The sequence below is a fragment of the Testudinibacter sp. P80/BLE/0925 genome, assembly GCF_053570785.1.
In genome coordinates, this window is record NZ_CM131636.1 from 1,575,630 (window position 1) to 1,588,114 (window position 12,485).

The 12,485-nt window shown below is 45.8% G+C and carries 8 protein-coding genes and 1 pseudogene; 5 read left to right on the forward strand and 4 right to left on the reverse strand.

Features of this window, described 5'->3' with window-relative positions; genetic code table 11:
* The first annotated feature begins 219 nt into the window (after positions 1 to 219).
* Positions 220 to 762, forward strand: a complete 543-nt coding sequence (gene hpt, locus ACWA5Z_RS07655; protein WP_431051146.1) for a hypoxanthine phosphoribosyltransferase — start codon at positions 220 to 222, stop codon at positions 760 to 762.
* Positions 763 to 851: 89 nt separating this feature from the next.
* Here the strand turns inward: hpt and rimO are convergent, their stop codons facing one another.
* From rimO to ACWA5Z_RS07670, 3 genes are all read right to left on the reverse strand, one after another.
* Entirely contained in the window at positions 852 to 2,189 is a 1,338-nt protein-coding gene (gene rimO, locus ACWA5Z_RS07660; protein ID WP_431051147.1) for a 30S ribosomal protein S12 methylthiotransferase RimO, read from the reverse strand.
* A gap of 111 nt (positions 2,190 to 2,300) precedes the next feature.
* Entirely contained in the window at positions 2,301 to 2,981 is a 681-nt protein-coding gene (locus ACWA5Z_RS07665) for a hypothetical protein (RefSeq protein ID WP_431051149.1), read from the reverse strand.
* 1 nt (position 2,982) lies between these two features.
* Complete coding sequence (locus ACWA5Z_RS07670; protein WP_431051151.1) at positions 2,983 to 3,654, reverse strand: LuxR C-terminal-related transcriptional regulator; 672 nt, start codon at positions 3,652 to 3,654, stop codon at positions 2,983 to 2,985.
* 948 nt (positions 3,655 to 4,602) lie between these two features.
* Between ACWA5Z_RS07670 and ACWA5Z_RS07675 the strand changes: the two genes are divergently transcribed.
* The 4 genes from ACWA5Z_RS07675 (at position 4,603) to lpdA (ending at position 12,055) form a co-directional block, all read left to right on the forward strand.
* Positions 4,603 to 5,577: a YadA C-terminal domain-containing protein gene (locus ACWA5Z_RS07675; protein ID WP_431051153.1), complete on the forward strand. Its 975-nt coding sequence runs from the start codon at positions 4,603 to 4,605 to the stop codon at positions 5,575 to 5,577.
* A 384-nt stretch (positions 5,578 to 5,961) separates the two neighbouring features.
* On the forward strand, positions 5,962 to 8,625 hold the full coding sequence (aceE, locus tag ACWA5Z_RS07680) for a pyruvate dehydrogenase (acetyl-transferring), homodimeric type (protein WP_431051154.1): 2,664 nt from the start codon (positions 5,962 to 5,964) through the stop codon (positions 8,623 to 8,625).
* 24 nt (positions 8,626 to 8,649) lie between these two features.
* The gene (gene aceF / locus ACWA5Z_RS07685; protein WP_431051156.1) at positions 8,650 to 10,530 is read left to right on the forward strand and encodes a pyruvate dehydrogenase complex dihydrolipoyllysine-residue acetyltransferase; all 1,881 of its coding nucleotides are present in this window, start codon (positions 8,650 to 8,652) and stop codon (positions 10,528 to 10,530) included.
* A 100-nt stretch (positions 10,531 to 10,630) separates the two neighbouring features.
* Positions 10,631 to 12,055, forward strand: coding sequence for a dihydrolipoyl dehydrogenase (gene lpdA / locus ACWA5Z_RS07690; RefSeq protein WP_431051158.1), 1,425 nt, complete (start codon positions 10,631 to 10,633; stop codon positions 12,053 to 12,055).
* A 70-nt stretch (positions 12,056 to 12,125) separates the two neighbouring features.
* Here the strand turns inward: lpdA and ACWA5Z_RS07695 are convergent.
* Positions 12,126 to 12,458 (reverse strand): annotated as a pseudogene (locus tag ACWA5Z_RS07695) (transposase); the annotation flags it as partial.
* Positions 12,459 to 12,485: the final 27 nt, after the last annotated feature.

Genomic DNA, 12,485 nt, shown 5'->3' on the forward strand with positions numbered 1-12,485 from the left:
GCAAAGATTGTGAAAGCAGTCGAGCAGATGTAGAGTAAAAAGTAAATTCGTTAGGGTCATCGGCTGGAGCTTGCTCCAGCCTTTGTTTTTTGGCTGGCATAGGCGAGAGGCTGAAAATCCTTTTTTATCTGAATCGTTTTTTAAGTCATGCGCGATTATGTTATGATGGCGCGGTTTAAATGGATAAAGTCAAATATAGCTTGGATAAAGGTCGCTTTAATGAAAAAACATTATGTTGAAACGTTAATTCCAACGGCAGAAATTGCCTCACGCATACAGGAACTGGGCGCAGAAATCAGCCGTTTCTATCAACACCAAAATGCGGAAAAAATCGTGGTGGTCGGGTTGTTGAAAGGGTCGTTTATGTTTATGGCGGATTTAGTGCGCAGCATTGATTTGCCGACCGAAATTGACTTTATGACCACCACCAGTTATGGCTCGGGGATGTATTCCAACCATGACGTGAAAATTTCCAAAGATTTGGACGGCGATATCAAAGATAAGCACGTGTTAATCGTAGAAGATATTATCGACACCGGCTACACCTTAGACAAAGTACGCAAAATTTTATTACTGCGCGAACCGGCTTCGATCACGATTTGCACCTTATTGGATAAACCGTCACGACGCGAGGTGGAAGTGCCGGTCGATTGGGTTGGTTTTGCCATTCCGGATGAATTTGTGGTCGGTTTCGGCATTGATTATGCACAACAATACCGGAATTTGGGGTATATCGGTAAAGTGGTGTTGCAACAAGAATAAAGATAAATTTTCGTTCTCGCCTCTCTCCGTCATGCGGACATCTCCCTCCGCGCACGGAGGGAGAAAAAGAGAACCAAGTGCGGTTTGGGTTACCCGACAATCTCACCCCATAAATCATATTCATCGGCATTGTGGATTTTGGCTTGTACAATGTCACCGACTTTGACCGCACTTTGTGTTGGGTTCTCTAAATAAACCAAGCCGTCGATTTCCGGCGCGTCTGCCATTGAGCGCCCTATAATGCCTTGTTCGTCGATTTCGTCGATAATTACGGCTAACGTTTTGCCGATTTTTTGTTGCAGCCGTTGTGCGGAGATTTGCTGCTGCAACTGCATGAAACGGTGGAAACGTTCTTCTTTCACCTCTTCCGGCACTTGATCCGCCATCTCGGTGGCAGGTGCGCCGTCAACCGGGCTGAATTTGAAACAGCCGACGCGATCCAGTTGCGCTTCTTGCAAAAAGTCTAATAACAGTTGGAAATCTTGTTCGGTTTCGCCCGGGAAGCCGACGATAAAAGTCGAACGCAGGGTCAATTCCGGGCAAATATCGCGCCAGTTTTTGATCCGCTCTAAAGTGCGGTCAATCGAGCCGGGGCGTTTCATCGCTTTCAGAATTTTCGGGCTGGCGTGTTGCAGCGGAATATCCAAATAGGGCAGAATTTTGCCTTCCGCCATCAGCGGAATCAGTTTATCCACGTGCGGATAGGGATACACATAGTGCAAGCGCACCCAAATATTCAGTTTTGCCAGTTGCTCACACAACGATAGCAGATCGTTGCGGATCGGCATACCGTTCCAGAACGCGATATTGTTTTTGTCTTTTTTAGTTTTGTCTAAGGTGTAAGCCGAGGTATCTTGCGACACCACCAACAGCTCTTTCACTCCGGCATCGGCGAGGCGTTTGGCTTCGTCCAACACATTGCCAATCGGGCGGCTGTCGAGATCGCCGCGCATTGACGGAATAATGCAGAACGTACAACGGTGATCACAACCTTCGGAAATTTTCAGATAGGCATAGTGCTTCGGCGTCAGTTTCACCCCTTGTTTCGGCACCAGATTGACAAACGGGTTGTATTCCGGTTTCGGCACATATTTATGTACTTGTTTCAGCACGGTTTCATAGCTGTGCGGACCACTGACTTCCAACACTTTTGGGTGCACTTCGCGGATCTGATCTTCTTTCGCGCCCAAACAGCCGGTGACGATCACCTTGCCGTTTTCCGCCAAGGCTTCGCCGATCGCTTCCAACGACTCTTGCACCGCGCTGTCGATAAAGCCGCAGGTGTTGACGATTACCAAATCGGCGTTGTCATAGCTCGGCACGATGTTATAACCATCGGTGCGCAGTTCGGTCAGAATACGTTCGGAATCGACCAGGTTTTTCGGACAGCCGAGGCTTAAAAAACCAATATTCGGGGGGTGGATCATAATCTTCTCAATATTTCAAAATAGAACAAGTACGGACAAACCGCACTTTGCTGTTTGTCCGCGATAAAAATTGCGCTGATTGTATAGAATTTAGGATTAAAAGGCTAGTTGTCAGTGCCGGGATGAAGAAAAAGGCAAGCGTCCGGCATAACGTCGATCGCTTAGCATGCGCAATAATACAATGGCAGTGAGTGAAATCGTTAAAAATAGTGAAATAAGTAAAATGAGTGACGGTTCATAATCGATAAAGCCTAAATATTTTAGGAATTCGATAGAACCAAGAAGCAGGCTTATGCTTAATACGATATTGAGCAATGCGACATATTTTGCCTTAGTGAAAAGGGTATTGATAATACTGCGAACAAATAGAATAAATCCTAAATAAATCGTAATAGACAGAACGCTGCTAATAATCACATACGGTACTAAATATAATAATAGTAGGAAAATGGCGATAAAATAAAAACTATAGCGTTCTAATGGCGTGAACCGTTGCAAGGTGAAGTCGCGCAGAAAGAGATTAAAGACAAAAGTAAAGCTAATCAAAAAGGTAAGGCTTAATTTTGATGGCGGAATCCCATTATAAAATAAGGATAGATCAGGGGTTAACAAACTGTAAATAAACGTTAGCCAGGCGATTGCGGCTATGGCGCACCAAATAAAATATTTTTCCTTTGCGCTGATAAAATAACAACAGGCGCAGACGATAACCAGAATAAGCAAACTAATGACATTTATCTGGAAAAGATGATAATTGATACAAATACTCAAATTATTGGCGGTTGCAATCATACTATATCAATCCGATTTTACGTGCTTTACTGATCGCTTTAGTACGGTTACACACGGTGAGCTTGCGGTAAATATGGCGGATATGCGTTTCAATAGTATAGCGTGATAAATATAATTGATCGGCAATTTCCTGGTTGCTTAATCCGTTGGCGATGTGTTTCAAAATTTCATTTTCTCGCGTGGTCAGGCAGATATTATTGTTTTCTTCCTTAATTTGTTGGTCAAAATGAGTAAATTTATTGCAGAGTGGTAATAAATTGATTATATGTTTGGTGATAAACGGATCGATCACCACACCGCCTTGCAAAACATTGCGAATGGCGCTCAACAATTCAAAATCCTCCCTTTCTTTCAGAATATATGCCGTTACGCCGGCCTGTATCGCATTGATGATGGTCGTTTCACGATGACTTGAGGAAAGCACCAACATTGGCGGTTTATTATCTGAGGTGTTTAACGCATTGATGATACTTAACCCGTTTCCATCGGATAGATCCAAGTCGATAATCGCAAAAGCGATATTTGTTAAGTTAATGCCAATCGTGCTGCTAATGGATTCGGTAAAAATTAAATCGGATGATTTATACCCAAGATTTAACAGCAATGCATGCAATCGCTGTTGTATCTGTATGTCGCTTTCTACAATAAGCAGGGGAGCAAGTAAATTCAGCATAAGTTTTTCCTAACAACCTGTTTTTATTTTTAGTATTTTTAATAACTTAATCAAATGCGGGGCAAATGATGATAAAGGAAATGATTTCAAACATATAAAAAGAGCCGTGATAATATAGTAAATAACGCATTTTTACTATCACAAAAATTAGCTATATCCGTATTGTCTCTATATTTGTAACTTGCCGGTTTTCAGCAACTCCATTATTACCGTTACATAAATTTTACTTGCATTGTTTTTAATTTAATATTTGTGGGGTATTTAAAATCACAGGATTTTGTTATATGCGCTTGCTTGTAACTATGTTCTAATCAAATAATTATAATTCTCAATGTTGAGTGGGAAATGAAAGTTTTAATCGGCGTGATAGCCTTGCTAATTGTTGCCGTGCTGGCGGTTTTTATCCTCGGGGCGATTAAAGATAGCATTTTTATCCATTTTAATGGTAACCCATATGATGAATGATTGTGATGGATTTAATTAAAAAATCACTAGATTTCTTAAACGAAAATCACGGAGTCTAGTGATGTTTTTGAATATTGTTTTGTTGTCTAATGCTTGGCGGATATTTGTTTTTAATTTGAAAATAGATTTATCCGTTGGTTATTTCTATAAGCTTAATTAATAACGTGCGTAATTAATTTAATCGTAAAGGAACAATGCATTATGAAACATTTTAAAAAACTCACAATTTCCAGTTTGGTATTATCTGTGTTATCTGTAGGCGCTTATGCTGAAACAACTTTTAAGACTGATACGGAAACCGTTTCGGCTAATGAAATTATTATTACATCCGGTAATGAGGATAGTACCAGAGTTACACTTAGAAGTGATAATAAGACAGCTTATCTTGAAATTGAAGCGTCGACCCCGCCTCTTCGTTATACGACGAAAAACATTGGAGAATATCTCCGACAAGACCAATTCAATGCAACAGATGATGTGGTTTTGATTGGCTCAAAAGGGGTGACGAGCGCTGGCGTAACAATTCATAATGTTGCAGGCGGACAATTGGATAAAGATAGCAAACAAGCCGTCAATGGCGCTCAATTATTTGAGGTGAAAAAAGATTTGGCTGAAACGGAAGATCAACGAAAAACCATGGCAATTAACCTGAATGGCAATAACGTCAAAATCGGTAACCTGGAAGAACAAGCACAAAAACACAAGGGGCAGCTCACTCAATTGGAAAAACGCGCCGGCGAGGCCGACAGCAAATTCGAAGAAGTGCGCCGAGGTTTTGAAACGGTGAGTAACACTTTTGCAGCCAATGATAAGGCAATCAAAGAAGGTTTTACCCGCGTTGGCGAAGCAATCCGAGAGAACGAAGAAAAAACTCAGCAGGGCTTTGCGCGTGTCGGTGAAGTGATCCAAGCAAACGAAGAAAAAAACGAACAAGGCTTTGCGGCTGTGGGCAAACGGCTTGAAGCAACTGACAAAAAAGTTGAAGTGGTCACCAAAGCATTTGACGGTTTGAATAAAGCGCAGCAAGAGGCACAAAAAGAAAACGGCGAGAAATTTGTTGCTTTGGATAAACGTGTTGGTGCCGCCAATGTTGAATTAGGCAAAATATCTGCCTCACTAAACAAACAATTGGAGAATGCCACTGGACGTATCGGCGCTTTAGCCAACCAAGTCCAACACCATGATACGCAACTGAAATCCTTGGATAAAAAAGTATCGCAAGTGGACAGAAAAGCCCAACAAGGTATCGCGGCGGCATTGGCGGTGGCGGCAATTCCGCAAGCCGTGTTGCCAAATGAAAACGTGATCGCTTTCGCTGCCGGTAACTGGAGAAGTGCAAACGGGATGGCGATCGGTTTCTCTCATGCGTCCGGCAACGGCAAATGGTTGTTCAAAGTCGGTGCGGTTAATGCCGGCAATAATTATGGCGCCAATGCCGGTATCGGTTACAGATGGTAACACCGGTTTGCAACCGCACTTGATATTGTCACAGCCCGTTATTAAAGCAAATAACGGGCTTTTTTGTGTTTGTTAAACGGAGCGTTCGACGGCAACCTCCCGTTTTCCTCAACATAATTGAGTATTTTTATAAAAAAAGTTGAGTAATTGAGAGATATTTTTAAGGAAGGGATTAATATTTGCCTGATTTTGAGCTATATTAGATAAGATAATTTTTAGCATTTTTATTACAAATTCTTAAAGAAACAGGGTAAGTTTTAAAATTCCTTTGTTTTTAGCTAGTTAGTTTTTAGCGGCTTGGTTTTTTATCGCTTACTTGGCTTTGGGGGATTTGGCAGCAATGCCGATTCTCAATGTTTTTTCATCAACAAAAAGGAAATGACCATGTCCGAAACAGTTAAAAATGACGTGGATGCAGTTGAAACCAATGATTGGCTGTTGGCAATCGATTCTGTAATCCGTGAAGAGGGGGTTGAACGCGCCCAATTTATCATTGAACAAATCATGCAACGTGCCAGAGCCAACAGCGTTTCTCTGCCGAGCGGCGTGACCACCGACTATATCAATACGATTCCGACCAGTGAAGAACCTAACTATCCGGGCAATTTGGATTTAGAACGCCGTATCCGTGGCGCGATCCGTTGGAATGCGATGATGATGGTGTTGCGTGCGTCGAAAAAAGATTTGGAGCTGGGCGGGCACATGGCGTCTTTCCAATCGTCGGCAACCATTTATGAAGTCTGCTTTAACCATTTCTTCAAAGCGGCGACAGAGAAAAACGGCGGCGATTTGGTGTTCTTCCAAGGTCATATTTCTCCGGGGATTTATTCGCGTGCGTTCTTAGAAGGGCGTTTGACCGAAGAGCAACTGGATAATTTCCGCCAAGAAGTCCACGGTAAAGGCATTTCCTCTTATCCGCACCCGAAATTAATGCCGGAATTCTGGCAGTTCCCGACGGTTTCTATGGGCTTAGGGCCAATCAATGCGATTTACCAAGCGCGTTTCTTAAAATATTTGCACAACCGTGGTTTGAAAGATACTGCCGATCAAACCGTTTATGCCTTCTTAGGTGACGGTGAAATGGACGAAGTGGAATCACGCGGTGCGATCTCGTTTGCGGCACGGGAGAAACTGGATAACTTGGTGTTTGTGATCAACTGTAACCTGCAACGTTTGGATGGTCCGGTTACCGGCAACGGTAAAATTATCCAAGAATTGGAAGGTCTGTTCACCGGCGCAGGATGGGAAGTGATCAAAGTGATTTGGGGGCGTCGTTGGGATCGTCTGTTACAACGTGATACCTCCGGTAAATTACTGAAATTAATGATGGAAGTGGTTGACGGCGATTACCAAACCTTTAAATCAAAAGACGGTGCCTATGTGCGTAAATACTTCTTCGGCCGTTATCCGGAAACCGAAGCCTTGGTTGCCGATATGACTGATGATGAAATTTGGGCGCTGAACCGTGGCGGTCACGATCCGATTAAAGTGTTCGCCGCATTCAATAAAGCGAAAAAAGTCCAAGACAAACCGGTGGTATTGTTGGTGAAAACCATCAAAGGCTACGGCATGGGCGAAGCGGCGGAAGGTAAAAATATCGCGCACCAAGTGAAGAAAATGGATATGTCCGGTGTGCGTCATGTGCGTGACCAATTCTCTATCGAATTGAGCGATGAAGAAGTCGAAAAACTGCCGTATATCAAATTTGCCGAAGGCTCGGAAGAGTACAAATACCTGCACCAACACCGTCAAGCGTTGAACGGTTATTTGCCGAAGCGTTCGCCACGTTTCACAGTCGAGCTGCAAGTGCCTGAATTGGAAGAGTTCGCACAATTATTTGAAGCGCAAGCGCGTCCGATTTCAACCACCATGGCATTCGTGCGTTCATTAAACGTATTGTTGAAAAATAAATCCGTTGGCAAACACATTGTGCCGATTATTGCCGATGAAGCGCGTACTTTCGGGATGGAAGGCTTATTCCGTCAAATCGGGATCTACAATCCGCACGGTCAAAACTATACTCCGCAAGATCGCGAGCAAGTTTCTTACTACCGTGAAGCGATTGACGGGCAAGTGTTGCAAGAAGGGATCAACGAGCTGGGCGCAACCTCATCTTGGTTAGCCGCGGCAACTTCTTACAGCACCAACAATATGCCGATGATTCCGTTCTTCGTTTACTATTCGATGTTCGGTTTCCAACGTGTCGGTGACTTAATGTGGGCGGCGGGCGACCAACAAGCACGCGGCTTTATGATCGGCGGTACTTCCGGTCGTACTACGCTGAACGGCGAAGGTCTGCAACATGAAGACGGACACAGCCACATTCAGTCGCTGACTATTCCGAACTGTATCTCTTATGATCCGGCGTTCGCTTATGAAGTCGCCGTGATTATGCAAGACGGGGTGCGTCGTATGTACGGGCCTGAACAAGAGAACGTTTACTACTACATCACGACCCTGAACGAAACTTACGACCAACCGGCAATGCCGAAAGGCGCGGAAGAAGGCATCCGTAAAGGGATCTACAAATTTGAAACCGTCACCGGTCAAGGCAAAGGCAAAGTGCAATTGCTGGGTTCAGGCGCGATTTTACGCCATGTACGTGAAGCGGCGAAACTGTTGGCTGACGAATACGGCGTAACCTCCGATGTGTATAGCGTACCGTCATTTACCGAAGTGGCGCGTGAAGGTGCGGATGTTGATCGTTGGAATCTGTTGCACCCGACCGAAAAAGCACGCTTACCATACATTGCGCAAGTGATGAACGACGCGCCGGCAATTGCGGCAACCGATTACATGAAACTGTTCGCAGAACAAGTCCGTCCGTTTATTCCGGCACAAAGCTACCGCGTGTTGGGTACCGATGGTTTCGGACGTTCCGACAGCCGTGAAAACCTGCGTGAACACTTTGAAGTGAATGCACACTATGTCGTGGTTGCTGCGCTGAGCGAATTGGCGAAACAAGGTGTGGTTGAGGGCAAAGTCGTCGCTGACGCCATCAAGAAATATGGCATTGACGCAGAAAAAATGAATCCGCTGTATGCTTAATTGTCATTAGAGAAAGGAAAAATTATGTCTAAACAAATTCAAGTACCGGATATCGGTAGTGATGAAGTCACGGTAACCGAGATTATGGTCAGCGTTGGCGACAGCGTTGAAGTTGAGCAAAGTTTGATTAATGTTGAGGGCGACAAAGCCTCAATGGAAGTGCCGTCACCTGAAAAAGGGGTGGTCAAGGAAATTTTAGTTAAAGTCGGCGATAAGGTCTCTACGGGGTCGCCAATGATGGTGTTTGAAGATGCGGCGGCAGTTGCTGCACCTGAAGCCAAAGCGGAAGCGGCGCCTGTTGCCGCACCTGGGGCGGCAAGTGCGGTTGTCGATGTCGTTGTGCCGGATATCGGCAGTGATGAAGTTAACGTCACCGAAATTATGGTCGGCGTGGGCGACAGTGTCAGCGAAGAACAATCACTCTTGACCGTTGAAGGCGATAAAGCCTCAATGGAAGTGCCGGCGCCGTTTGCCGGCGTAGTGAAAGAAATTTTGGTTGTGGCGGGTGATAAAGTTTCAACCGGCTCTTTGATTATGCGCTTTGAAACCGCGGCAAGCGACGTGCCTGCCGTAGCCGAAAGTGCGGTTGCGGCTGCGCCTGTGGCGAGTTCAGCACCGTCAATCGTTGATGTCAATGTGCCTGATATCGGCGGTGATGAAGTTAACGTCACCGAAATCATGGTCAGCGTCGGCGATACTATTGCCGAAGAACAATCCTTGATTACCGTGGAAGGCGACAAAGCTTCGATGGAAGTACCGGCACCGTTCGCCGGTGTACTGAAAGAAATTTTGGTTAAAGCCGGTGATAAAGTCTCAACCGGTTCCTTGATTATGCGTTTTGAAGTTGCGGGTGCAGCCCCTGCACAAGCGGCAGCGCCTGCGGCGGCGCCGGCGAAAGCGGAAAGCGCCCCGGTGCCGGTAACAGCGCAAGCAGCGGCTTCTCAGCAAGATGTGACCGCAAGTGCGGTTTTTGCCCATGCAACGCCGGTGGTTCGCCGTTTGGCACGCGAATTCGGTGTCAACCTGGATAAAGTCAAAGGTAGCGGACGTAAAGGACGTATCCTGAAAGAAGACGTGCAGGCGTATGTCAAAAATGCCATCAAACTGGTTGAGTCCGGTTCGGTTGCGGCAGCAGCAGGTGCGGCGCCAGCGGGAGCCGGTTTGGGCTTGTTGCCTTGGCCGAAAGTGGATTTCAGCAAATTCGGCGAAACCGAAGAAGTGGAATTGGGCCGTATCCAAAAAATTTCCGGTGCCAACCTGCACCGCAACTGGGTGATGATTCCACACGTAACCCAATGGGACAAAGCGGATATCACCGATTTGGAAGCATTCCGCAAAGAGCAAAACGTGTTGGCTGAAAAACAAAAACTGGATGTGAAAATCACGCCGTTGGTGTTTATCATGAAAGCCGTTGCCAAAGCCCTGGAAGCTTATCCGCGCTTTAACAGCTCAATCTCCGAAGACGCCCAGCGTTTGACCCTGAAAAAATACATCAATATCGGCGTGGCGGTAGATACGCCGAACGGTTTGGTTGTCCCGGTATTTAAAGACGTAAACAAAAAAGGCATTATCGAATTGTCACGCGAATTAGCGGAAATCTCGAAAAAAGCCCGTGCAGGTAAACTGACCGCGTCTGATATGCAAGGCGGCTGTTTCACCATTTCCAGCTTGGGCGGTATCGGCGGCACGCACTTTACGCCAATCGTAAATGCACCGGAAGTGGCGATTTTGGGCGTATCTAAATCGGAAATGACGCCGGTTTGGAACGGTAAAGAGTTCACCCCTCGCTTGATGTTACCGTTGTCATTGTCTTATGACCACCGCGTGATTGACGGCGCAGACGGCGCGCGATTCGTCACCTTTATTAACGGCGTATTGTCCGATTTACGCCGCTTGGTGATGTAAGCACTATTTTCGCCTCTCTGCACAGCGGTAACGTAAGAGAGGCGTGATTGAATTCGTGTTAAAGTGCGGTTTGCGCACTCAACCAATAAAAGAGGTTATCATGAGTAAAGAGATTAAAACGCAAGTTGTGGTATTAGGGGCGGGGCCTGCCGGTTACTCGGCGGCTTTCCGTTGTGCCGATTTAGGTTTGGATACGGTGATCGTCGAGCGTTATTCCACGCTGGGCGGGGTTTGCCTGAATGTCGGTTGTATTCCGTCTAAAGCGTTATTGCACGTTGCCAAAGTAATTGAAGAAGCCAAAGCGTTGGCAGAACACGGGATCGTATTTGGCGAGCCGAGCACCGATGTGGAAAAAATCCGCGGTTGGAAAGAAAAAGTGATCAACCAATTAACCGGCGGCTTGGCAGGCATGGCGAAAATGCGTAAAGTGCAAGTGGTGAACGGTTACGGCAAATTCTCCGGCGCTAACTCCTTGATCGTTGCCGGTGAAGAAGGCGATGTGACGATTAAATTTGATAATGCGATTATCGCCGCGGGCTCTCGTCCGATTCAATTACCCTTCATTCCACATGAAGATCCGCGTATTTGGGATTCGACGGACGCGTTGAAATTGAAAACCGTACCGGAAAATCTGTTGATTATGGGCGGCGGGATTATCGGTTTGGAAATGGGAACGGTTTATCACGCGTTAGGTTCAAAAATTGACGTAGTCGAGATGTTCGACCAAGTGATTCCAGCGGCGGATAAAGATATCGTTAAGATTTATACCAAACGTATCGAGAAGAAATTCAACCTGTTGCTAGAAACCAAAGTGACCGCGGTGGAAGCGAAAGATGACGGGATCTATGTTTCGATGGAGGGCAAAGCCGCCAATGAAACCCGCCGTTATGACGCGGTATTGGTCGCAATCGGCCGTACGCCGAACGGTAAATTGATTGACGCCGGTGTTGCCGGGGTTGAAGTGGATGAGCGCGGCTTTATCCGCACCGACAAACAAATGCGCACCAATGTCGATCATATTTTTGCGATTGGTGATGTGGTTGGTCAACCGATGTTGGCACACAAAGGCGTACACGAAGGACACGTTGCCGCGGAAGTGATCGCGGGCAAAAAACACTACTTCGATCCGAAAGTGATTCCGTCGATCGCTTACACCGAGCCGGAAGTGGCGTGGGTTGGTAAAACCGAGAAAGAGTGTAAGGCCGAGGGGAGCAATTACGAAGTGGCAACCTTCCCATGGGCGGCTTCCGGTCGTGCGATTGCCTCTGACTGTTCCGACGGGATGACCAAACTGATTTTCGATAAAGATTCACACCGTGTTATCGGCGGCGCAATCGTCGGTACTAACGGTGGCGAACTGTTAGGTGAAATCGGCTTGGCAATCGAAATGGGCTGTGATGCGGAAGATCTTGCCTTGACCATTCACGCGCACCCGACCCTGCACGAATCCGTGGGTTTGGCGGCAGAAGTGTTCGAAGGTACCGTAACCGATTTACCGAACGCCAAAGCGAAAAAGAAAAAATAGTTGAGGTCATCAACTAATCTCATTGAAAACCGTAGATCCTCTTTGATCTGACCCCACAAAGTTGGACTGCTTAATGAACGGATTGAGTTCGATATTGTATCGGGCTTAATCCTTTTAATTTTCCCTGAATTCTTTCAGTATTGTAATACTCAATATATTGATGAACCGCCTGCTCAATGTCATCTGCCGTATCAAATTGCCGAACATAAAAACATTCTGTCTTCAGCCTGCCGAAAAAACTTTCCATTGCGCCATTATCCAAACAATTTCCCTTTCTCGACATACTGATTTGAATCTGATTATCTGCCAATATCTTGCGATAAGACGGCATTTGATACTGCCAACCTTGGTCTGAATGTAATATCGGCATTGCCTCCTTCGGTAACTTATTCACGGCTTGTTGTCCTTTGGGCTTATCAATCAGTCCATT

Bases quoted from the DNA above. Each gene is read 5' to 3' on its own strand.
- aceE (WP_431051154.1), top strand. From the start codon at position 5,962: ATGTCCGAAACAGTTAAAAATGACGTGGATGCAGTTGAAACCAATGAT.
- hpt (WP_431051146.1), top strand. From the start codon at position 220: ATGAAAAAACATTATGTTGAAACGTTAATTCCAACGGCAGAAATTGCC.
- lpdA (WP_431051158.1), top strand. From the start codon at position 10,631: ATGAGTAAAGAGATTAAAACGCAAGTTGTGGTATTAGGGGCGGGGCCT.
- ACWA5Z_RS07665 (WP_431051149.1), bottom strand. From the start codon at position 2,981: ATGATTGCAACCGCCAATAATTTGAGTATTTGTATCAATTATCATCTT.
- ACWA5Z_RS07670 (WP_431051151.1), bottom strand. From the start codon at position 3,654: ATGCTGAATTTACTTGCTCCCCTGCTTATTGTAGAAAGCGACATACAG.
- rimO (WP_431051147.1), bottom strand. From the start codon at position 2,189: ATGATCCACCCCCCGAATATTGGTTTTTTAAGCCTCGGCTGTCCGAAA.
- aceF (WP_431051156.1), top strand. From the start codon at position 8,650: ATGTCTAAACAAATTCAAGTACCGGATATCGGTAGTGATGAAGTCACG.